Below are 21,744 nucleotides of genomic sequence, written 5' to 3'. Positions count from 1 at the left end.
CGCTCCCCTGCGTCCACCTCCGGGCCGGACGAACACCACTGTGCGTACCGGTCCGACGGGCACGGTAGGCCCCCCGAAAGGACCAGCGCAATTTCGCCTGGGGACCGCCCTGTGGATAACCTGGGGATGACTGCAGGCATCCCTTCACAGGTGACCCGCAGCCTGTGTACAACTTGTGGGCAACGCTGGGATGGTCTGACAAAAGTGCTGATCAGGGCCTGTGGAGACACTGTGGAGAACTTCATTCAAGTCTCTGCGGCGTGTCGGGCGAAACACGTCGTTCGGCGTGTCGCACGAGGGCGCACAGGGGTGCCCTGTGGATGAATACCACGCAGAGTAGAGGGATGACCCGGTGGGCTGAACGGCACTGGAATCAGGACGCGAACAACCTGCCCTGTGCGCTCCGTAGTCGTTCTCCGAGAACCTGCTGGTCGGCGGGTGTGAAGGCGATCCTCGGCTCGCCACTTCCCGGTATCTCCTCGGTCAGCCAGCGGCCCTCGGTCGTATCGATGTAGTTCACCGGGCGTTCGATTCGCTGCCGCGCGCCGCTCCGTCCGCGAGCGGCGACATACAGGCTCCCGCTCCCTAAACGGCGTAACGCGAGGATGCGGCGAAGCTCGTCCGCCTCCTGGCTGCCGGCGCTCTGACGGCCGCTGCGAAGCACCTCGAAACCTTCGTCCTGCGCCGTCGACGACGAGCGCGAGGTCTCGACCTGACTCTTCGGGACGGCGACCGGCCGCCCGCGTCCCGGCGTGAGCTTCGGGATCTGGTCGAGGAACTCGGTGAGCAGTTCTTCGGGCCGCACCGAGGCGAGCGCGACGCCGTCGTGCTCGCTGTGGCGGGCGAGGACGAAGCCCTCGCCGCCGGCGCTCCCCGCGAGCACGGTGAAGCTCAGTGCCTTGCCTTCGAACCCGCCGTCGACCCAGCCGTAGTACTCCAGCGACGGCCTGGCGATCGCTTCGAGCGTCGCCTTGAACCCGGGGTGCAGGCCCCGCGCGCCGAAGAGACCCTGGCGCGCCAGCTCTTCGTTGGTCCGCTCGTCCTCGGCCCGCTGCGCGCCCTCGTCGTACCAGGTCGGGGTTTCCGACAGGATCGTGTGCGGCTCGCCGCCCCGGCGGCGGATCAGCGTGATGAGGGTGCCGGTCGTGATCGTGACCTGCTTGTCCAGCACCGGAACTGCCCCCTAGTCGTTCTTGTTCGTCCAGCCCGGGACAGGACAAGCCGGGCGCGGCCCCAATCTTGGCACGCGCCCGGCCCGGCCGTGGGTATTACTCCCCGATCACCGGCGGTGCGGTGAGTTCGTCGGTTCCGAAGATCTCGTTGGGGTCGTCGCCGACCAGGAACTTGGAGCTGCGTTCCTCGTCCTCGCCGCCCTTCCCCTTGGCGCCACCGGCTCCCATGCCGCCCATGCCGCCCATCATCCCGCCCGCGCCGCGGCCCGCTCCGGCGCCGGAACCGGCACCACCCGCGCCGCCACCCATGCCCGCGCCGCCCATCGCGCCCGCGCTGCCGGGCATGGCCGCTCCGCTGCCGGAGCCGGGACCGAACCCGCCGCCACCGGGGCCGAAGCCACCGTCCGGGCCGAAGCCGCCCGCGCCCGGGATGTCGGTGCCGCCGAAGCCGGCGCCACCGCCTCCGCCGCCACCCGGGCCGAAGCCGCCGGCGCCGGGGATCTTCGGCGGGGTGAAGCCGGACGCGCTCGTCCCGTCGTCCCAGGCAGGCGGCTTGTAGTTGCTGCCGGGGAGGTTCGGGTTGTACTGCCCGCCGGGCAGGTTCGAGCCCGGGAGATTCGAACCCGGCAGATTCGAACCCGGGAGGTTGCTGCCCGGGAGGTTGCTGCCCGGGAGGTTGCCACCGGGCAGGTTGGACCCGGGCAGGTTCGAACCCGGCGTGCCGATGCCCGGCATGTTCGAGCCGGGGACGTTCGGCATCCCGCCGGGCGGCATCGAACCGGGCGGCGTCGAGATGCCCGGCATGCCGTTGTTCCCGTTGCGGTCGCCCTGACCGCCGCCGTCCTTGTCTTTGCCTTTGCCGTCGCCGTTCACGTCGACGTCGGTGTTCTGCCCCTCCATCTTGTTGTAGGTGGGCAGCCCCTTGCCGTTCTCGGAACTGGACTTGAAGTACTCGTTGAACGCGTCGACGTTCGCCTGACCCTTGGAGTTGTAGTCCCGGATCGCGCGGTCGGTGTCGGTGGTCCACGGGGTGATGGAGTTGAGCAGGTTGTTCTTCGGCGGATCCTTCGGGACCTGCTGCACCTTCGCCTTCACCGTGGTGAACGCGGTGTTCTGCTCGCCGAGGTACTTGTCGGAGTCCGCCAGCTTCTTGCCGGAATCGTCCATCCACGTCCGCAGCGGATGCGCGCCGGACTGCTGCGCGGCCTCGGCGCTCTTGCCGGTCCAGGCGGCGTCCATCTCCTTCGACAGGTTGTCGATGGTGGTCAGCCTGTCCTGGTAACCGGCCTTGAGCCGGGTCGCCGCGGCCTGCCCCTCCTGGATCGACCCGGTGCCCGGACCGGTGACGATCTTCTCCCAGATGTTGTAGCAGTCGATCTTGCGATCGCCGCCCGACGCTTCGAAGTCGCCGGATTTCGTGGTCGCCAGGTTGTAGGCCGAGTACCCGGCGATGATCGGCAGCAGGAACACGGGTCAGCCCTCCTTCAACGTCTGGATCATCGCTTCCCCCACTTTGAGCGCGACGGGACACGGATCGCTCGCGCCGGGCCCGTTGTCGTACTGCACCAGGATGTTCACGGCCAGCTGGTCGGTCACGCCGACGAAGAGACCGCATTTGCCGCTCTTGCGGCCGTCGAGCGCCGCCGCGTAGACCGCCGGGTACCCGGAGACCTCGGTCGGCTCGAAGTACTCGTCGTTGGCCTTCGTGTCGTAGACGTCGCTGAGGCCGTTCTTGTTCGCGAGGACCGGGCTGATCTCGATCTGGTTCAGCCGGTCGTCGGCGGCGAAGATCGAGCAGCCGGGTCCGACGCTCGTGGTCCGCCGCTCGCCTTCGCCGAGGCCGAGCTCGGACCGCTTCGCCGCGGAAAGCGCGGAGCACGCGTCGGACTCGATCGACGAGGTCTTCAACGGGGACGGCACCTGGGGCGCGGAGCCGGACGAGCCGCTCGCGGTGCTCGGGGCATCGGCCCCGGTCGTGTAGGACGGCTCCGAGGAGGCTGTGCCGTTCTTGGTGCCGGAACAGCCGGCGACCAGCGCGCCCGCCGCGACGAGGAGAACGAGGGAACGGCGCATCACACGGCCTTGTGCTTGTTCAGGGAGGACTGCGTCTCGGCTTCGTTCGTGGCGATCTTCTGCTTCGCGGCGGTCAGCTGATCGATGTAGTTCTTGACGTAGTCCTGCATCTTCTGGTTCTGCTCCAGGAACGCCTTGCCCGACGGGTTGGCCAGCTTCTCCCAGTCACCGCTCGCGAACTCCTTGCCGGGCGCCTTGACGTTCGCCATCAGGTTCGCGTCGGCGAAGTCCTTCTTGAGCTCGACCTGCAGGTCCGTCCACTTCTTGATGATGCCGTCGATCTTGTCCTTGTCGAAGGTGAACCCGCCGCCACCGCCGCCCGACGTCGACGGCTTGTCCGGGTTCGCCGGCGCGGACACCGTGACCTTCTCCTGCCGGTTCTGCTCGGCGTTGCTGTCGTAAGCCATTGCGTCCAGATCTCCCCGTGCCTCGACGTCGAGTCTCGATAATGCCTTGATCCCCAGTCAAGCTTAAGACGTGGCCTGGCGGGGTGCGGTTCCCCGTAAAACAAAGGGCGGGACCCCTCCGAAATGGAGAAGTCCCGCCCTGTGCCGAAGCGGTGTTACTTGGCCTTGACCTCGAGCCGCACGTCGACGCGGACGTCGGGGTGCAGGCGGGCGCCGACCGAGTGCTTGCCCACGGTCTTGATGTGGTCCTTCAGCTCGATGACGCGCTTGTCGAGCAGCGGGCCGCCCGCGGCCTTGATCGCGTCCACGATCTCGGCGGTGGTGATCGAACCGAAGAGCTTCTTGGAGCCCTCGGCCGCCTTGCCGCTCAGCTGGATGGCGCCGAGGCCCTCCAGGGTCGCCTTGATCTCCTTGGCGTGGTCGAGGTCGCGGATGCGACGGCTCTCCTGCGCCCGCTTGATCGTGCGCACGTTCTTCTCCGCGCCCTTGGTGGCCACGATCGCGTAGCCACGGGGGAGCAGGTAGTTGCGTGCGTAGCCGTCCTTGACCTCGACGATGTCGCCGGGCCCACCGAGGTTGGCGACGTCGGTGGTGAGAATGATCTTCGCCATTGACGTGCCTCCTTAGCGCGCGGTCGAGGTGTAGGGCAGCAGCGCCATCTCACGCGAGTTCTTGACCGCGATGGCGATGTCACGCTGGTGCTGGCTGCAGTTGCCGGTCACCCGGCGGGCACGGATCTTCCCGCGGTCGGAGATGTACTTCCGAAGCAGGTTGGTGTCCTTGTAGTCGATGTTCTCCGGGCGGCCCTTCTTCTCGGCCTTGCAGAAAACGCAGACCTTCTTCTTGGGCTTGCGGATGGGTGGCTTGGCCACGGTATTACTCCTGGATTTCTACGTAGTGGTTGTCTCGAGGCGTCTCGCGGAGCTTTCGCCCGCGGTGGACGCACCTCTGCCTGTCAGAAGGGCGGCTCGTCGGAGAAACCGCCGCCACCGCCGCCACCGGCGGGCGGGGCGGAACCCCACGGGTCGTCGGCGGGCGGGGCGCTCTGGCCACCGCCGCCGCCACCACCGAAGCCGCCGCCACCGCCACCGGTGCCACGGCTGACCTTGTTCACCTTGGCGGTGGCGTAGCGCAGCGACGGGCCGATCTCATCGACCTCGAGCTCGACGACGGTGCGCTTCTCGCCTTCCTTGGTCTCGAAAGACCGCTGCTTGAGGCGCCCCTGCACGACGACTCGCGCGCCACGCGTCAGCGACTCGGCGACGTTCTCGGCCGCCTGACGCCAGATGTTGCAGCGCAGGAACAGGGCCTCGCCGTCCTTCCACTCGCCGGACTGACGGTCCAGCGTGCGCGGGGTGGACGCGACGGTGAAGTTCGCGACCGCCGCACCGGAAGGGGTGAAGCGAAGCTCCGGGTCGGACGTGAGGTTGCCGATCACCGTGATGACGGTGTCTCCAGCCATCGGAAAAGTCCTTCGGCTCAGGCCTTGGCGGCGGCGACGGGCTTGGCCGGCTTGATCTCGCGGCGCATGACCTTGGTGCGGAGCACGGTCTCCTGCAGCGAGAGCTGACGGTCCAGCTCCTTGACCGCTTCCGAAGTCGAGTTCAGGTCGAGGAGCGCGTAGATGCCCTCGGCGTGCTTCTTGATCTCGTACGAAAGGCGGCGGCGCCCCCAGACGTCGACCTTCTCCACGCTTCCGCCCGAAGTGCGGATCACGTTGAGGAAGTTGTCCAGGGTCGGGGCGACCGTACGCTCGTCGAGCGTGGGGTCGAGGATGACCATTACCTCGTAATGGCGTGACACAACCACTCACCTCCTATGGGCTCGCGGCCACGGACTGTCCGTGGCAGGAGGGTTTGTCCAGGTAAGCGTACCTGGCGGCGTCCGGCGCCCCGGAAACGGGCGTCAGGAGACGCGGCGCAGGACCCAGGTGCGCACCAGCCCGGCGGTCACGCCGGCGAGCACGAGCACCGCGAGCAGCATCGGCAGCTGGACGTCGCCGCCGGGCATGCCGTCGGTCGCGAGCGCCTCGGCGTTGCCCGCGTTGCGGACGTCGGGGCCCTGTCCGGCCTGGCCGTCGGTGCCGTACTGCGGGGCGCCTTCACCCGGGAGCGGGCTGTTGGCCGGGTAACGCACGCCCGGCGCGACGGCGACACCCGGCTGCGCGACCGGCAGGTTGCCGTAGTCGCGCGGCGGGGCGTAGCCGGTGCCGTTGCTGCCGCCCGGCAGCAGGTTCGTGCTCGACGGGGCGCCGTTCGCGGCGCCGCCGGTGCCGCCCTGCTGCGGGGCCGTGGTGCTGGGCGTCGGCAGCGTGGGCGCGACGTAGTTCGTGGCGACCGTGGTGAGGCCGCAGCTGCCGGCGACCTTGTGCTCGATGCTGTCCAGGGTCTTCTCGGGGTTGAGCCCGAGGCCCCAGGACTTGGTGTCCTTGACCGCCTTGCGCACGGCCGTGCCGATCGCCTTCGCCTCGACGGGGCCGCCCGCCGACTGCGGGACCGTGCCGACGGTGATGGTGTTGACCTTGGCGATGTCGTTCGCGGCGACGTCGTAGAGGGCGAGCGTGCCCGCTTCCTTCGCGCCCGCGCGCACCAGTTCCTTGACCGAGGTGCCGGTGATCGCGACGGTGTCGCCCATCCCGCCGTTGACCGTGCCGCTGCACGCGTTCGCGAGGGTGGTGGCCGCCGACGCGGTGCCCGCCGTCAGGAGCGCGCCGCCGGTGACCATGGTCGCGAGTGCGGTGACGGTGAGCGCCTTGCGGGTGGTCTGCCAGATGGTGGTCTTCCGCACGAGCGCGATCCTCCGGGTCGGTGGGGGCGTGGGGCAGCGCATCTGGTTTTCACCAGCGGGAAAAACACTGCCAACGGGGATAACGAGGGAGTGACCAGAAAGATACTAGGCGGTAGGACTAACTTGTAGCGGCCATTCGGCGGAGGACCCAGGTGCGGACCAGGCCCGCGCTGACTCCGGAGAGTGCCAAAACGGCGATCAGCAGCGGCAGTTTCCCGTCCTGAGTGAATCCGTCGCTCACGCTCGGTAGCGCTTCGGCCTGTCCCGCGTTCTGGACGTCCGGATTCCCGGCGGGGTTCTCACCCTCGGCGGCGATGCCGAACTGCGGCGCGTAACCCGGGATCTGCCCGCCGTACCGGATCCCCGGCGACGGGCTGAAGAGACCAGCCGTCGCCATCGGGATGGAGCTGTAGTCGCGCATCGGGGCGTAGCCCGTGCTGACGCCGAACGGCAGGCCGCCGAAGTTCGGGGTGAAGGTGCCGGGTAGCAGCGGGCTGTTCGCGGCGGGGATCCCGCCGCCCGCGGGAGTGCCGCCCTGGGCCGGGGTGCCGCCGGGGCCGCCGGTCTGCGGATTGCCGGTGCCGGGTGTGCCGGTGCCGGGTTTCTGAGGCTGGGGCTGGGTGCCGGGAGCGGGTTTCCCGCCGCCGGTGAGGGCCTGGGTGGTGCCCGCGACGGCGCCGTTGAGCGCTTCCGCGGCGGGTTCGCCGATGACCGGGACCGGCGCGACGACGGCGTTCACCACGGTCACCGTCACCTTGCAGACCGTGCCGAGCAGTGCGTTGATCGTGCCCGTGAGCACGCCGGTGACCGGTCCGGCGGTGCCGAGGTCGAGCGGGATGCCGAGCAGCGGCGTCTTGCCGAGGATCTTGTCGCCGGGTTTGGCGGTCACCGAACCGCCGCAGGTGGCGGTCTTGGTCTCCGCGGCGGCGGCCGTGCCGGGCATGGCGAGGGCTGCCGAGCCCGCGAGAATGAAGGCCGAGGCACCCAGGGCGGTCGCCCTCCGTGTCCGTTCGCGCATGCCTTCGACTCCTCCGTCGTCGGGGTCACCTACCCGGATAACGACGCTAACGGAGACAAGTGACGCCCGCTCACTCGAAGAGGTCAGGCATTCGAGTGGAAGCGGGCGTCACCGAGGGTGAAGGTCAGGCGGTTTTGCCTCGCAGCCAGGCACGGACCAGCGCGGCGGCGACGACGGCCAGCGCCAGCACCGCGAGCAGCAGCGGCAGCTTCGCCGGGGTGACCGGAGCCTGGACGGCCTGCGCGTTGCCGGTGTCCTTCTCGTCGACGGTGGGCGGCGGGACCTCGCCCGGGATGATCTCGGTGATCACCGGCGCCTGGACGAAGTTGCCGGGCAGCAGCGCCGCGTTGCTGATGACGCCGGCGATCGAGTCGCCGCCGATACCGGTGGAGGAACCCGGACCGGTCTCGACCGGGAGTTCACTGCCCGGGCCGCCGGGCTGGGGCTTCGGGGGCTGAGGCTGCGGGTTCGGCGGCTCGGGCTTCGGCGGGTTCGTCGGCGGGATCTCCGGGAGTCCCGGAACCTCCTTGACGACGCCCTGGGTCAGGTTCCCGACCGCGTTCACCGCGCCCTGCGCGGGCTTGCAGACGCCCTGCGCGACGAGGTCGCCGACCTGGTTGTCGGTCAGGCCGGTCGCCTTGACCACATCGCCGACCGGGAGCGAAAGCAGCGGCTTCTTGCCCTTGGCGGTCTTTGCCTTCGAGTCCAAACCGACCGTCAAAGCCTCGGGCGAGTTGATCGGGGCGCCCGCGTCGAGAACGAGGCCGTCGGCGGTCTTCCCGTTCTGCAGCGTCGAAGCGCATTCGCCGGACAAGGTCGGACTCGGCTCTTCGGCGGCCGTCGCGGTCATAGGGAACGCGAGTCCGGCCGTGACCGAAAAAGCGAATCCCCAAGCCGTGATCCGCCCGGCAGTCTTCCCCATCGAGTTCGTCCTCCGCCCCTCAAAGACCCAACGCGGTTTTAACGGAACGCGCTCACGCTACCCCACGAGCGTGACCATCCGGTCCGCGCCGGGGAAAAAGCGGCGAGGGTAAGTTGCCAGCATGAAAATCGGTGCCCATGTCCGCGACGACGATCCCCTCACCGCGGTCGCCGAACGCGACGCCGAGGTCCTCCAGTTCTTCCTCTCCGACCCGCAGGGCTGGAAGGCTCCCAAACCTCACCCGCACGGCGAAGCGATCAAGGAATCGCCGGTCGAGGTGTTCATCCACTCGCCGTACCTGATCAACGTGGCGTCGATGAACAACCGCATCCGGATCCCGTCGCGGAAGAACGTCACCCAGCACGCGAACGGCGCGGCCGAAATCGGCGCGAAAGGGCTCGTCGTGCACGGCGGCCACGTCGGTTCCTCGGAAGACGTCGAAGAAGGTCTCGTCAACTGGCGCAAGCTTTTCGAGCGTGAACAGGAAAAGGGCGGCTTCGCCGTGCCGATCCTGATCGAGAACACCGCGGGCGGCGACAACGCGATGACCCGCGACCTCGACACGATCGCCCGGCTCTGGGACAAGGTCGGCGAATTCGGCGCGGGTTTCTGTTTCGACACCTGCCACGCGTACGCGGCGGGCTGGGACCTGACCGAGGCGGTCAAGAAGGTCAAGGCCATCACCGGCCGGATCGACCTGGTCCACCTCAACAACTCGCGCGACGAGTTCGGTTCCACGCGGGACCGGCACGCCAACGTCGTCGGCGGCGACGGCACGATCGACCCCGAGGTGCTGGCCGCGGTCGCGGCGGAGGCGGGCGCGCCCGTGATCGTCGAGACCCCGGCCGACGGCCAGGCCGCCGACATCGCCTACCTGCGCGAGCGGATCGCCTCCGCCTGAAGTCCGTGAAGGCCTCCTTGAGGGACCCAGAGTCCCTCAAGGAGGCCTTCACGGACCGGCCCGTGCTACCCGCGCGGGAGGCCGGGGCGGAAGCCTCGCCGTCCTGACCGGCGTGATCGAACGCGCCGACATCCCGGGCCTCCCGGTCACCGTCGTCGGCCGCCGGGTCGGCTTCTCGGTCCAGGACGAGCCGCGCGGGCACGACCGGATCGGCTGGAGCTGGGCCTACGGCGGTATCGAGCACGACGTCCTGCCGTGCACCGGCCCGGTGCCGTTCTTCCCGACGAGCACGGGCGGCTACGTCGTCCGCTGAATCGGCTTGACCCTCACGTGGCGGGAGGGTCGAACCTGAACCGCATGAAGAACCGGACCGTGTACCGGGCGGAGGACGGCGAGCACGTCGGCTACGTCGCCCCCGCCGCGGAAACCCGTTGGCAGGCCCTGACCGTTTTCGGCTACCCGCTCGGCGGGCCCGCCGCTTTCGACGACTCCGTCGCGTTGCTGGAGGCCGAAGGGCTCGCCGTCCTCGCCGACCGCTGGTCGGTCAAGTACGGCGACGACTGGTTCACCTGCCGTCTCGTCGAAACCTCGCCGGAGGCCGTCGTCGTCCGGATCGACGACTTCGGTTCCGACGACTTCGGCAAGCACCTCAAGCTGGAGCGTCCTGGACCCGAGGTGTTGAGACGCGCTTAGCGTCCGGGGCGCCGTCGAGGAAACCGCCCACCGGATCGTCGTCACCGGCGAGGCGGACGGGGTCTGTGCGTGGCTGGTGGATGTCGCGGATCACCAGCGCGCACAGGCCCAGCACCGCGAGGTCGCGGACCACGACGGTGCCGAGGAACCAGTCCTCGGGCAGGCCCTTGTGGTCGACGCCGAGGTAGTACATCATCCGCGGCGCCCAGACCAGCGCGTCGATGATCATCCAGCCGAGCAGCAGCCGCCAGCGCGGGATCGCGAGCACGGCCAGCGGCACCAGCCACAGCGAATACTGCGGGCTCCACACCTTGTTGGTCAGCAGGAACGCGGCCACCACGAGGAACGCCAGCTGGCCGAGCCGAGGACGGCGCGGCGCCTTCAGCGTGATGTACCCGATGCCGGCGCAGGCGGCGATGAACAGCACCGCGGCGACGGTGTTGAGCACGACCGGTGTCTGGCCCGTGACGAGTTTCCCGTCGAAACCGGCCCAGCCGGACAGATGGGAGATCACGTTGTAGAGCGAGTCCGGGTCCATCGGGCGCGCCGTGTTGAGCCGGAAGAACTCCCACCAGCCGGTCGGCGCGGCGAGCGCGAACGGGACGTTGACCACCACGAACGTCGCCGCGGCGAGCCCGGCGGTCAGCGCCCACTGTTTGACCTTGCCCGCGCGCAGGCACAGGAAGAACAGCGGGATGAGCAGGAGCAGCGGATACAGCTTCGCCGCCGCGCCGAGGCCGAGCAGGAATCCCGCGACCTCGGGCCGTTTCCGGGCCCACGCGAGCAGCGCGGTCGCGGTGAACGCGGTCGCGATGGCGTCGAAGTTGGTGAAGACGTGCACCAGCGCCAGCGGCGAGATCGCCACCAGCACCGCGTCCCACGGGCGGCGTTTCAGCGATCGTCCGGTCGCCCACACGGTGACGAGCCAGGCCAGCGCGAGCCAGAGCGCCGAGATGTTGAAGTAGACGGCGACCGGGAGCGCGCCGGGCAGCCAGCCCGATTCCGCGGCCGAGAGCCAGGCTTCGGTGAGCTTCGCGTTGATCCACTGGAACAGCCCGGTCGCGACCGGGTACTCCATGTACCGCGTCGTCTCCTTCGCCGTGCCCGCGTCCTCGGTCCACGAAGTGACGTAAGGGAAGGTGTCCGGATCGTTCAGCCGCTCGGAGCTGTAGAGCGGGATGATGTCCGAGTAGCACATCGCGACGAACGGGCGGCCCGCTCGCCAGTCGAGCTGGTGGGTCCCGGAATCGTCGGTGTACTCCTGGATGCAGGACGCTTTGCCGAACCACGAGAACAGCAGCGCGAAACAGGCCAGCAGCAGCCCGACCCGTTGCGGCGACCAGAACCAGTGCCGTCCCACGGCCGCGTGCTCGCCGAGCGGTCCGCCGATCGGCCGGGAGGCCGCGGCCACGAGCGGTTCGTTCCAGCTCGGGATGACCCGCTCGCCGGGAGTGAGGGAGAGCGGAGCCTCGGGCTGGGTCGTCTGGTCGGACACGTGGCGGATGTTAGCGCCTATCCGGGTGACCAACCGGTGACATCGCCACTGTCGTAGAACCCGGCGAGCACCTCGGCCGCCGCGCCGAACGCGACGACGTCGTCGCCCATCTCGTCGAGATCGACCTGGATCCGTTGCCAGTGCGGCAAAGGAAGCAGTTCCCGCAGCCGCGCGGCGACCGTGTCGCGGTACACCTCCGGCTCCGCGCGGACCGAACGCCCGGTCAGCACGACACGCTCGAGGTCGAGGACCTGGACGAGGTCGGCGAGCCCGATCGCGAGCAGTCCGGCCGCCTCTTCGGTGGTCGGCGCGGCGTTGTGCAGCACCTCGACGCAGCCGCGGCGCCCGCACGCGCAGCGCGGCCCGTCGAAGGCGAGCGTGGTGTGCCCGAATTCGCCCGCGTTGGTCCGCGGCCCCCGGTACACCCGGCCGTCGATCAGCAGGCCGACGCCGATCCCGGTGCCGACGAAGACGACGGCGGTCGCGGCCTGGCCGCCCTCCGGCCACTGCTGGGCGAAGGCGGCGGCGTTGGTGTTCTTGTCGAGCCGCACGGGCAGCCCGGTGCGTTTCGCGAGGAGGTCGCGCAGGGGGACGTGGTGCCAGCCGGGCATGTTCGTGGCGTCTCGGACCACCCCTTCGAGGTGATCGAGCGGTCCGACGGAGCCGACGCCGAGGCCGAGCACGCGTTCACGTCCGACTCCGCCGAGCAGCGCTTCGGTCGCTTCGCCGAGGGCGGAAACGGCCTGGTCGGGGGTGAATCCCGGGGCGAGCGGCCCGCCATGGGACGCGATGATCTTCCCGGTCAGGCCGGTCACGAGCACCCGGTAGTGGTCCCGGTCGAGCTGGGCGCCGAGCGCGTACCGGGCGTCCGCGCGGACCCGCAGCAGCGTGCGCGGTTTGCCGACCCCGGCCGCGGGCTGGCGTTCCTCGTCCAGCAAGCCGGCTTCGAGCAGTTCGGGGACGATCTTCGAGACGGCCTGCTGCGTGAGCCGGGTGCGCTCGGCGAGCTCGACGCGGCTGAGGCCGCCCGCGCGCAGGATGTGCGTGAGCAGCAACGCCCGATTGTGCTGGCGCAGCCCGCGCAGATTGACCCCGGTCTCCGGCATAGCGCGCATCCTGCCATGACTGGCTGATTACGCAACACTGTTGTTTAATGGAGCGCATGGCTGACTTGCGAGTGGGGATCTTCGGATACGGCACCGGCGGGCGCGTCTTCCACGCCCCGCTGGTCGACGCGACGCCGGGGCTCACCCCGGCCGCGATCGTCACCTCGAATCCGGACCGGGTCGGGCAGGCCAGCGCCGACTATCCGGCCGCGGACGTGCTGCCGGACGCCGACGCGTTGTTCGCCAAGGCGGGCGAACTGGACCTGGTCGTCATCAGCACGCCGAACCGCACACACGTCCCGCTCGCGCTCCGGGCGATCGAGGCTGGTCTGCCCGTCGTCGTCGACAAGCCCTTCGCGCCGACGGCGGACGAAGCGGCGAAGGTCGTCGAAGCCGCGAAGGCCAAGGGCGTCGGCCTGACGGTGTTCCAGAACCGCCGGTTCGACTCGGACTTCCTCACCGTCCGGAAGGTCCTCGACGAGGGCGGCCTCGGCGGCGTCTTCCGCTTCGAGTCCCGTTACGACCGCTGGGTGCCGAAGCCGCGCGACAACTGGCGCGAGTTCGGTGATCCCGCCGAGGCGGGCGGGCTGCTCTACGACCTCGGCGCGCACATCGTCGACCAGGCGCTCCAGTTGTTCGGACCGGTCACCGAGGTCTACGCGGAGGTCGACAAGCGCCGCGCCGGGGTGTCCGTCGACGACGACGTCTTCGTCGCCCTTCGGCACGCCAACGGCGTGCGCTCGCATCTGTGGGCGTCCGCGCTCGCGGGGACCCGGAACCCGCGCTTCCGCGTGCTCGGCGACAAGGCGACCTTCACGAAGTACGGCCTCGACGTCCAGGAGCCGCAGATCAAGGACGGGCTGCGGCCCGGTGACCCCGGCTGGGCCGTGGAACCGCCGTCGGACGCCGGCGTGCTCGGCGTGAACGACGACGTCGAGACCGTGCCCACCGAGGTCGGCCGCTACGAGGACTTCTACGCGCAGGTGCGCGACGCGCTCCTCGGCAAGGGCGACTTCCCGGTCGATCCCGCCTCCGCCGTCGAAGCGCTCCGGGTCATCGAAGCCGCCCACCTTTCGGGTGCGGAACGGCGCGTCGTCACTCTTTAGCCCCGTAGTACGGAAAGGCCCCCTTCCTCGCGTCTAGCGCAAGGAAGGGGGCCTTTCCGTACTTGGGCCGGAGCTAGCCGTTGTCGCCTCTGCCCCCGCCGCCGCGGCCGGGACCGTTGCCGCCCTCTTCGCCGTTGTTCTCACTGGACGAAGGCGGATTCTTGGAGCTGGAAGGCGGGTCCTCCTCCTTCCGCGAAGACGAGGGCGACGACGGACCGGTGGACGGAGTCCCGGTCTCGTTACCGTCGTCGTTCTCGTCCGGCGGGGTCTGCGTCGACGGGACGGTGTTGTTGTCGTCCCCGCCGATGATCTTGACCTTGTCGAAGCGCTCCCCCGGCTTTCCGTTCAAGTACAGCGAAATGAACTTCTGCCAGATCGGCCCGGCGATCGTCGAACCGAAGATCGACTTGCCGTTCTTGCCCTTCAGCGCCTTGTCGCCGTCGCCACCGACCCACACCGCGGCCGAGATCGACGGCGTGTAGCCGACCATCCAGGTCTGCGAGTTCGCGTCCTTCGCCGAGGCGGGTTCACCCGCCCGGTAGGTGTGCTGCTGGGTCCCCGTCTTGCCCGCGCACTCGTGGCCGTTGGGGCACTTGAGCTTCGAGAACGGGATGACGCCCTTGAGCGACTCGGTGACGTTGCCCGCGATCTGCTTGCTCTTGTCGGAGTCGTCGGAGAACGCCGGCTTCGCCTCCTCGGGTGCCGAGTACGCGGCCTCGTCCTGAGAGTTGGTCACCTTGACGACGAAGTGCTTGTCCCGCCGCTGGCCATCGCCCGCGAAAGAGGCATACGCGGCTGCCATGTCCACCGGGCTGACGACCGTCTTGCCGCCGCCGAGCGCGATGTTGTTGTCGGCGAACAGTTCGGCGGTGCCTTCGGGCGCGGGCTTGACCCCGGCGTCCTTCGCCGCCTGGGCCACCGGCCCCGGCTTGGTCACGTTCACGACCATGTCGTAGAACACCGTGTTCGCCGACCGCTGCATCGCCTCGGACACGGTGCACTGCGCCGAACACGAGCTGCCGGGACCGGCGTTCCGGATCGTCTGCTTGCCGAACTGCCGGTTGTTGGACCCGTCGAACGTCGAGTTGATGCCGCCCTTGCCCATCTGCATGTAGGCGGTGAGGTCGAACGGCTTCATCGACGACCCGGGGTTCTGTGGCGTGTTCGCCCAGTCACGGCCTCTGAGATCCTGGCCGTTGGGTCCCTTCACGATGGTCGGGCCGCCGTAGTACGCCTTCACCCCGCCGGTCTTGGGGTCGACCGCGACGAGCGCGTTGAGCAGGTTCTCGTCGGTCTGGCCCTTCATCCCGTCGGCGACCGCCTGCTCGGCCGCGGCCTGCGCCTTCGGGTCGATGGTCGTGTAGACCTTGTAGCCGCCCCGGTAATAGACGTCGTCGGTGATGCCGTTCGCCGCGAGTTCTTCCTTGACCTTGTCGCGGATGAACGGGTTCACCACCCCGGCCTGCTGCTTGTCGGCCTGCGGGATCGGCGTCGGGAACTGCAGGTTCGCGCGATCCGCGGCGGAGATGAACTTGTTCTCCACCATGCGGTTCAGCGCGACGGTCCAGCGGTCATTCGCGACCTTCGGGTTCTCCGAACGGCCCGGCTGCTGGATGAGACCCGCGAGCAGCGCCGCCTCGGAGGCGTTCAGTTCGCCGGCGGGCTTGCCGAAGAACGCCTGCGCGGCCGACTCGATCCCGTACGCGCCGCGCCCGAAGTAGATGATGTTCAGGTACGCCGAGATGATGTCCTTCTTCTCGTACGTCTGGTTCATCTTGAAGGACTTGGCGAGCTCGGTCCATTTACGGGTGAGCGACGATTCGTCGTCCCCGCTGGCGACCTTGATGTACTGCTGGGAGATGGTCGAACCACCGCCCTTGCCCGCCGTCACCTGGTTGTAGACCGCGCGCAGGATGCCGCCGATGTCGAACCCGGAGTTCGTCTCGAAGGAGGCGTCCTCGGTGGCGATGACGGCCTTCTTGACGATGTCCGGGATCTGCTCCGGCGTCAGGATCTGCCGGTTTCCGCCCTTGGGGACGTCCTTGCCCATCTCCGTGTTGTCGGCGTAGTAGTAGGTCACCGCCTGGCCCTGCGTGGCCGCGACGGACTGCGGCGACGGGACGTCGACGGCGAAGTAGGTGATCACGAACGCGATCGCCGGGATCACCACGAACAGGCAGAACAGCGCGAGCAGCACCCGCCGGATTCGTCTCCACCGGCGCTTCTTGCGCTGCGCCGGGGTGAGGATCGGCTTCCCGTTCTCGTCGGTCTCGGGACCCTGCTGCTCGTCCTCGTACTGGTCGTCGTAGCGATCGTCGTAGCCGCGATCAGTGGTGCCGTTGTGCTCGTGATGCGTGATGAGGTCCGGCTCGTACTGCGGCGCGACCGGCGGTCGCTGCGGACGCCGTGGTGGCGGCTGCTGCTGGGACGGCCCCTGGCGTTGCCACGGTGCCTGTCCCGGACCCTGCGGGCCTGGACCCTGTCGCTGCCCGTATCCCGGAGGCGGTCCTCCGGCGGGGCGGCGGGGCGGTCCGGCCGGGCGTTGCGGACGACGGGCGGGGTCAGGGTCCTGACCTGGCCATCCGCCGTGGGGATCGTCGTTCACTGGGACGTCCTCCGAACCTTCCGTGGTGAGCGCGGTCCTGCGGTCGCAGGTCTCCTTTGTATAAGACGTCTCGGATCGGTTCAGGTTCACCGGCCGACGAAAAAAGGTGTGCCGGGCCAGCGCCCGGCACACCTTCTTCAGCTGGTTCGCCCGGTCATCACGGATCTTCGCCGTTCGGGAACAACGGATCCGAGGTCCCGGGTCCCGGTCTCGTCGGCTTGGTGGGCTTGGTCGGTTTCGTCGGCCAGCCACCGGTCTCCGTCGGCTCCGTCGGCTCGGTGGGAGTCGTCGGCGTCGCGGTGGTCGACGGCGCCTCGGGAGTGGTCGTCGTGGCAGGCGGCGGCTTGGAGGCCGTCGTCGTCGGCACCGACCTGGCGTCCTTGCCGATCGGCTTGACGCTCTCGAACTTCTCCGTCGGCTTGCCGGTCAGGTACCGGGACATGAAGTCTTCCCAGATCGGACCGGCGATCGTCCGCCCGTAGATCGGCTTGTTGTTCTTGTCGTGCAGCGGCTTGTTGCCGTCGCCGCCGACCCACACCGCGGTCGAGATGCTCGGCGTGTAGCCCACCATCCAGGTCTGCGCGTTGCGGTCGTGGTAGCTCGCCGGGTCGCTGTCCTTGAAGTCGTACTGCTGCGTCCCGGTCTTGCCTGCGCAGTCGTTGCCCTTGGGGCACTTCAGCTTCGAGTACGGGACGACCTCTTCGAGCGCGTCGGTGATGTTGCCGGCGATCTGCTTGCTCTTGTCGGCGTCGTCGCTGAAGGCGGGAGAGCCCTGGGGGGCCGTCTCGTCGAACTCGACCTCGTCCTGGGAGTTGGTCAGCTTCGCGACGAAGTGCTGCTTCTGCCGGACGCCTTCACCGGCGAAGGTGGCGAACCCGGCCGCCATGTCCTCCGCCGTGGTCACCGTGCGGCCACCGCCGAGCGCGATGTTGAGGTCGGGGTAGAGGACCGACTTGCCGCCCTCGTTCTCCGTCCGCACGCCGGCTTCCTTCGCGGCCTTGGCCACCGGGTCGACCTTGGTCTTGTTGATCACCATGTCGTAGAACACGGTGTTCGCGGAGACCTTCATCGCCTCGGCGACCGTGCACTGGGTGCCGCAGTTGGAACTCTCGCCCGCGTTCCGGATCGTGCGGGTGTTGCCGCCGCCGGCGTCGAACTTCCGGTTGTTGGACCCGTCGAAGGTCTCGCCGAGACCCTTGCCCATCTTGAGGAACGCGGCGAGGTCGAAGGCCTTGAACGAAGAACCCGGGTTGTGCGGGACGTTCGCCCAGTCATGGGCCTGGACGTCCTGCCCCTGGTCGTTCTTCGTCCAGTCCGGCCCGCCCCAGTAGGCGACCACGCCGCCGGTCTTGGGGTCGACCGCGACCAGCGCGTTCAGGATACTTTCGTCCGTCTGGCCCTTCATCCCCTCGGCGACGGACTCCTCGGCCATCTTCTGCGCCTTGGGGTCGATCGTCGTGGTGATCTTGAAACCGCCCTGGTGCAGCCGGTCCTGGTCGTAGCCGCGGGCTTCGAGTTCGTCGATCACCCGGTTGCGGATGTGCAGGCTCAGCGTGCCGGCGTCGTCGGCCTTCGCCTGCGCCTTCGGGATCGGCTTCGGGAACTGCGCGGCGGCGCGCTCACCCGGGTCGAGCCACTTGTTCGCCACCATCTGGTCCATCACGAAGTTCCAGCGCCTCTGCGCGTAGGCCTCGTTTTCGGACTTGCTCGGCCCCTGGATCAGGCCGCCCAGCAGCGCGGCCTCGGAAGCGCTCAGCTCCTTGGCCGGCTTCTTGAAGTAGGCCTGCGCGGCCGCTTCGATGCCGTTCGCGCCGCGGCCGAAGTAGATGGTGTTGAGGTACGCGGTGATGATCTCCTCTTTGGACATCTGGTTGTTCATCTTGAAGGACTTGGCCAGCTCGGTCCATTTACGGGTGAGCGTCGGCGCCTCGTTGGCCGTGGCCTTCTTGATGTACTGCTGGGAGATCGTCGAACCGCCGCCCTGGCCGCCGGTCACGTTGTTGTAGACCGCGCGCAGAATGCCGCCGACGTCGAAGCCGGAGTTGGTCTCGAACGACGAGTCCTCGGCCGCGTACACGGCCTTCTTGACCGCCTCGGGGACCTCGCCGGGCTTCAGCAGGTACCGGCTGCCGCCGCTGGCGGGCGCGATCTTGCCCATCGGGCTGCCGTCGGAGTACATCAGCGTGATCGGCTGGCTCTGCTGGCTCGCGACGCTTTCCTGCGACGGGACGTCCACCAGGAAGTAGGTGATGACGAACGCGATCGCGGGGACGACGACGAACAGGCCGAACATCGCGTAGAGGACCCGGCGGATGATCCGCCAGCGGCGCCTCTTGCGCTGCTTCGGCGTCAGGGCCTTCTTCTTGTCGCCTTCTTCGTCCTCGCCGGGCTCGTCGTCGTACGGGTCTTCGCCCTCGGCGCCGAGCGCGGCGCTTTCGTGACGATCGTCATAGCGATCGTCGTACGGGTCGTAGCCGTACGGGTCTTCGGTGCCGTTGTGCGCGTGGTGCGTGATGAGCTCCGGCTCGCGCTCGTACGGCTCCGGCTCGACCGGCCGGACCATCGCGGTCGCCTGGTCGTCGGGAGCGGGCGGACGGCGGTTGCCGGGCGGAGGCGGCGGGCGGTGACCGACGGCGCCCTGCTGGGAGCGCTGGGGCGGGCGGTTGCCGGGCGGGGGCCCCTGCCTGCGCGGGGGCATGCCGTTGGGGCGGCGCGGGGCCGCGGGACGGCGCGGTTCGTCGTCGGACGGCCACTCGGGGCCGCCGCTCTCGCCACCCGGCCATTGCGGGGCCGCGGAGCGGGGGGCTTCGGAGCGGGGCGGCGCCGGGCGGCGGGTGCCGTTCGGCGGGGTCCGGCGCTGGGGGCGGCGCGGGGGTTCCTCGCCCGGCCAACCGGGATCGTCGGCTTCGCCCGGCCACTGGGCACGGCGAGGTGCATCAGGCTCCTGGCCAGGCCAGGAGCGATTGCGGTCGTCGTTCACGAATGGGCCTCCCAGACCGGCGCTTCGGGGGACGCCGCTCTGTGCTCAACTGCGTTTTCGATACCTGTCACTGACCCGCTGTCCTCTGTGACCGGGTCCGTGGCCGGGTGCTTCCCGGATCTCCTGTTCCGAGGACGTAGGACCGCACCAAGTGGTTCCAGTGACAGCTCCGGCAGACCTCGACCTCGTAGACGGTGAACTCGGCGAAGTGCCCGTCCATCCGCACCAGTTCTTCCGGTGTCTTGGCTGATCCGGCGACGTGCTTGAGCTCCTCGCCGTAGACCCAGGACACCAGGGTCAGTTCCTCCCGATGGCAGACCGGGCAGTCTTGATCGCCTGGTCGTCCGTGGAATTTCGCGGCCCGCAGGAGGTACGGGCCCGCGTCGCAGACGTCGTATGTGCCGACCCGTCCGGAGTGGACGCCCTTGAGCAGCGCGCGCCGCTGTAAGGCGTAGTCCACGACCTGCCGCTGGTTTCGCACGCCAACAGAGTACGGGCTCTTGCTGTGTGGTCCACGCCCCGTTCTCGGCGGGACGGTGCGTGCTCGATCGGACACGCCGAAGATTCGATAACTGTCCGATGAATTTCGTCCGGTTCCGCGGCGCTCGATCGGGGTTAGCTACACCACTTCGATGTATCGGCGCGATATAGTGGGCCGGTAGGTTGACCGAGCCGGTCTCGGTGGCCAACGCGACCGGTCGCGGTTTGTTCCCGGAAGGGGGTGCGGTGTGCTCGAGCTCGCGATCTTGGGGCTGCTGCACGAGACCCCCATGCACGGTTACGTGCTGCGCAAACGTTTGCACGAGACGCTCGGGATGTTCCGGACGTTCTCGTACGGCTCGCTGTACCCGACGTTGCGTCGGCTGCTCCGCGCCGGTTACCTCGTCGAGGAGCTCGAAGAGGTGGAAGACCGGGCATGGGCACGCCGGGGCAAGCGCGTGTACAAGCTCACCGCCGAGGGCAAGGAACGCTTCGCCGAACTACTCGGCGATGCCGGCCCGCAGACATGGGACGACGAAGGCTTCGGCGTCCACCTGGCGTTCTTCTCGAGGACGCCGGCCGACGTCAGGATGCGAATCCTGGAAGGCCGTCGTCGCCGGGTCGAGGAACGCCGAGAAGGACTTCGGACGGCAATGGCGCGGGCCGAGGAGAAGATCGACCGCTACACCCGTGAGCTGCACCGGCTCGGGCTGGAGTCCAGTGAGCGGGAGGTGCGCTGGCTCAACGAGCTCATCGCGCACGAACAGGCCGAGCAGCGCGGACCGGAGACCTGAGGCGCTCTCCGGGACCGTTGCGGATTACCTACAACTGTTGGACTAATGAAGGAGAAACCGGCATGGGCGAGAACCGCCGCGTTCGGGTGGCCATCGTGGGCGTCGGCAACTGTGCTGCCTCGCTGGTCCAGGGCGTTCAGTACTACCGCGAAGCGGATCCCGGCACCCGGGTGCCCGGTTTGATGCACGTCGTGTTCGGCGAGTACCACGTCCGCGACATCGAGTTCGTGGCCGCGTTCGACGTGGACGCCAAGAAGGTCAGCCGCGACCTGTCCGAGGCGATCTTCGCCAGCGAGAACAACACCATCAAGATCGCCGACGTGCCGCCGCTGGGCGTCACCGTGCAGCGCGGTCACACCTACGACGGGCTCGGCCGGTTCTACCGCGAGACCATCGAGGAGTCCGACGAGGCCCCGGTCGACGTCGTCGCGGCGCTGCGCGAGGCCGAGGTCGACGTGCTCGTCTCCTACCTGCCGGTGGGTTCCGAAGAGGCCGACAAGTTCTACGCGCAGGCGTGCATCGACGCCGGTGTGGCGTTCGTCAACGCGCTGCCGGTGTTCATCGCCTCCGACCCCGAGTGGGCGGAGAAGTTCCGCGCGGCCGGCGTGCCGATCGTCGGTGACGACATCAAGTCCCAGGTCGGCGCCACCATCACGCACCGCGTGCTGGCGAAGCTGTTCGAGGACCGCGGCGTCCAGCTCGACCGGACGATGCAGCTCAACGTGGGCGGGAACATGGACTTCCTGAACATGAAGGAGCTGGAGCGGCTCGAGTCGAAGAAGATCTCGAAGACCCAGTCGGTCACCTCGCAGGTCGACCGCGAGCTCGGCAAGGGCAACGTCCACATCGGGCCGTCCGACTACGTGCAGTGGCTCGACGACCGCAAGTGGGCCTACGTCCGGCTCGAAGGCCGAGCGTTCGGCGACGTGCCGCTGAACCTGGAGTACAAGCTCGAGGTGTGGGACTCGCCGAACTCGGCGGGCATCATCATCGACGCCGTGCGCGCCGCGAAGATCGCGAAGGACCGAGGCATCGGCGGCCCGATCCTGTCGGCTTCCTCGTACTTCATGAAGTCGCCGCCGGAGCAGTACGACGACGCGACCGCGCGCGACGAGGTGGAGAAGTTCATCGCCGGCGAGGCGTGATCTCTGACGTGAGCTGAAGGCTCCCTTCACCGCATGTGACGCGGTGAAGGGAGCCTTCGC

The 21,744-nt window shown here is 68.6% G+C and carries 22 protein-coding genes; 6 read left to right on the top strand and 16 right to left on the bottom strand.

Translation table 11 applies throughout. The features are described from left to right. Nucleotides 1-373: 373 nt before the first annotated feature. The 11 genes from AB0N89_RS18700 to AB0N89_RS18650 form a co-directional block, all read right to left on the bottom strand. Nucleotides 374-1,171, bottom strand: coding sequence for an ESX secretion-associated protein EspG (locus tag AB0N89_RS18700; protein WP_364205906.1), 798 nt, complete (start codon nt 1,169-1,171; stop codon nt 374-376). A 97-nt stretch (nt 1,172-1,268) separates the two neighbouring features. Further along, a complete protein-coding gene (locus AB0N89_RS18695) occupies nt 1,269-2,642 on the bottom strand; it encodes a PPE domain-containing protein (RefSeq protein ID WP_364205904.1) in 1,374 nt (457 codons plus the stop codon). A 3-nt stretch (nt 2,643-2,645) separates the two neighbouring features. After that, a complete protein-coding gene (locus AB0N89_RS18690) occupies nt 2,646-3,245 on the bottom strand; it encodes a DUF3558 domain-containing protein (protein WP_364205902.1) in 600 nt (199 codons plus the stop codon). After that, nucleotides 3,245-3,652 (bottom strand): hypothetical protein, encoded by a 408-nt coding sequence (locus tag AB0N89_RS18685; protein ID WP_364205901.1) that lies wholly within the window; start codon nt 3,650-3,652, stop codon nt 3,245-3,247. Before AB0N89_RS18685 ends, AB0N89_RS18690 begins: the two co-directional genes overlap by 1 nt. Before the next feature lie 155 nt (nt 3,653-3,807). Continuing rightward, the gene (gene rplI, locus AB0N89_RS18680) at nt 3,808-4,263 is read right to left on the bottom strand and encodes a 50S ribosomal protein L9 (protein ID WP_005168124.1); all 456 of its coding nucleotides are present in this window, start codon (nt 4,261-4,263) and stop codon (nt 3,808-3,810) included. Nucleotides 4,264-4,275: 12 nt separating this feature from the next. Beyond that, nucleotides 4,276-4,524 (bottom strand): 30S ribosomal protein S18, encoded by a 249-nt coding sequence (gene rpsR, locus AB0N89_RS18675; RefSeq protein ID WP_005168122.1) that lies wholly within the window; start codon nt 4,522-4,524, stop codon nt 4,276-4,278. A gap of 83 nt (nt 4,525-4,607) precedes the next feature. Continuing rightward, on the bottom strand, nt 4,608-5,114 hold the full coding sequence (locus AB0N89_RS18670) for a single-stranded DNA-binding protein (RefSeq protein ID WP_005168120.1): 507 nt from the start codon (nt 5,112-5,114) through the stop codon (nt 4,608-4,610). Between the two features lie 17 nt (nt 5,115-5,131). Further along, nucleotides 5,132-5,455: a 30S ribosomal protein S6 gene (rpsF, locus tag AB0N89_RS18665; protein WP_005168119.1), complete on the bottom strand. Its 324-nt coding sequence runs from the start codon at nt 5,453-5,455 to the stop codon at nt 5,132-5,134. A gap of 102 nt (nt 5,456-5,557) precedes the next feature. Next, a complete protein-coding gene (locus AB0N89_RS18660; RefSeq protein WP_364205899.1) occupies nt 5,558-6,439 on the bottom strand; it encodes a hypothetical protein in 882 nt (293 codons plus the stop codon). 118 nt (nt 6,440-6,557) lie between these two features. Further along, on the bottom strand, nt 6,558-7,457 hold the full coding sequence (locus AB0N89_RS18655; protein ID WP_364205897.1) for a hypothetical protein: 900 nt from the start codon (nt 7,455-7,457) through the stop codon (nt 6,558-6,560). 124 nt (nt 7,458-7,581) lie between these two features. Next, on the bottom strand, nt 7,582-8,379 hold the full coding sequence (locus tag AB0N89_RS18650; protein ID WP_364205895.1) for a hypothetical protein: 798 nt from the start codon (nt 8,377-8,379) through the stop codon (nt 7,582-7,584). Between the two features lie 121 nt (nt 8,380-8,500). On the opposite strand from AB0N89_RS18650, the gene AB0N89_RS18645 reads away from it, so the two are divergent. The 3 genes from AB0N89_RS18645 (at nt 8,501) to AB0N89_RS18635 (ending at nt 9,973) form a co-directional block, all read left to right on the top strand. Next, nucleotides 8,501-9,280, top strand: a complete 780-nt coding sequence (locus AB0N89_RS18645; protein ID WP_364205893.1) for a deoxyribonuclease IV — start codon at nt 8,501-8,503, stop codon at nt 9,278-9,280. A 112-nt stretch (nt 9,281-9,392) separates the two neighbouring features. Then, nucleotides 9,393-9,593 (top strand): hypothetical protein, encoded by a 201-nt coding sequence (locus AB0N89_RS18640; protein WP_364205891.1) that lies wholly within the window; start codon nt 9,393-9,395, stop codon nt 9,591-9,593. Nucleotides 9,594-9,637: 44 nt separating this feature from the next. Next, entirely contained in the window at nt 9,638-9,973 is a 336-nt protein-coding gene (locus AB0N89_RS18635; protein WP_364205890.1) for a hypothetical protein, read from the top strand. Here the strand turns inward: AB0N89_RS18635 and AB0N89_RS18630 are convergent. After that, a complete protein-coding gene (locus AB0N89_RS18630) occupies nt 9,930-11,468 on the bottom strand; it encodes a glycosyltransferase 87 family protein (RefSeq protein ID WP_364205888.1) in 1,539 nt (512 codons plus the stop codon). The two genes, AB0N89_RS18635 and AB0N89_RS18630, sit on opposite strands and share 44 nt — an antisense overlap. A 17-nt stretch (nt 11,469-11,485) precedes the next feature. Then, complete coding sequence (locus AB0N89_RS18625) at nt 11,486-12,574, bottom strand: ROK family transcriptional regulator (RefSeq protein WP_364205886.1); 1,089 nt, start codon at nt 12,572-12,574, stop codon at nt 11,486-11,488. A gap of 56 nt (nt 12,575-12,630) precedes the next feature. Between AB0N89_RS18625 and AB0N89_RS18620 the strand changes: the two genes are divergently transcribed. After that, nucleotides 12,631-13,680, top strand: coding sequence for a Gfo/Idh/MocA family oxidoreductase (locus AB0N89_RS18620; protein WP_364205884.1), 1,050 nt, complete (start codon nt 12,631-12,633; stop codon nt 13,678-13,680). A gap of 73 nt (nt 13,681-13,753) precedes the next feature. Here AB0N89_RS18620 and AB0N89_RS18615 read toward each other — a convergent pair whose 3' ends face one another. The 3 genes from AB0N89_RS18615 to AB0N89_RS18605 all read right to left on the bottom strand — a co-directional run bounded on the left by AB0N89_RS18615 (nt 13,754) and on the right by AB0N89_RS18605 (nt 19,746). Then, the gene (locus tag AB0N89_RS18615; protein WP_364205882.1) at nt 13,754-16,285 is read right to left on the bottom strand and encodes a transglycosylase domain-containing protein; all 2,532 of its coding nucleotides are present in this window, start codon (nt 16,283-16,285) and stop codon (nt 13,754-13,756) included. A gap of 157 nt (nt 16,286-16,442) precedes the next feature. After that, nucleotides 16,443-18,848 (bottom strand): transglycosylase domain-containing protein, encoded by a 2,406-nt coding sequence (locus AB0N89_RS18610; RefSeq protein ID WP_364205990.1) that lies wholly within the window; start codon nt 18,846-18,848, stop codon nt 16,443-16,445. Between the two features lie 484 nt (nt 18,849-19,332). After that, nucleotides 19,333-19,746, bottom strand: a complete 414-nt coding sequence (locus AB0N89_RS18605) for a DUF5318 domain-containing protein (protein ID WP_364205880.1) — start codon at nt 19,744-19,746, stop codon at nt 19,333-19,335. Between the two features lie 247 nt (nt 19,747-19,993). Between AB0N89_RS18605 and AB0N89_RS18600 the strand changes: the two genes are divergently transcribed. Then, nucleotides 19,994-20,539, top strand: a complete 546-nt coding sequence (locus AB0N89_RS18600) for a PadR family transcriptional regulator (RefSeq protein ID WP_005168208.1) — start codon at nt 19,994-19,996, stop codon at nt 20,537-20,539. 62 nt (nt 20,540-20,601) lie between these two features. After that, the gene (locus AB0N89_RS18595; protein ID WP_364205879.1) at nt 20,602-21,684 is read left to right on the top strand and encodes an inositol-3-phosphate synthase; all 1,083 of its coding nucleotides are present in this window, start codon (nt 20,602-20,604) and stop codon (nt 21,682-21,684) included. Nucleotides 21,685-21,744: the final 60 nt, after the last annotated feature.

This window comes from Amycolatopsis sp. NPDC089917 (genome assembly GCF_040684635.1).
Classification (GTDB): Bacteria; Actinomycetota; Actinomycetes; order Mycobacteriales; family Pseudonocardiaceae; genus Amycolatopsis.
Note: the sequence above shows the minus strand (reverse complement) of the source record. Positions and strands in the feature narration are given on the sequence as shown.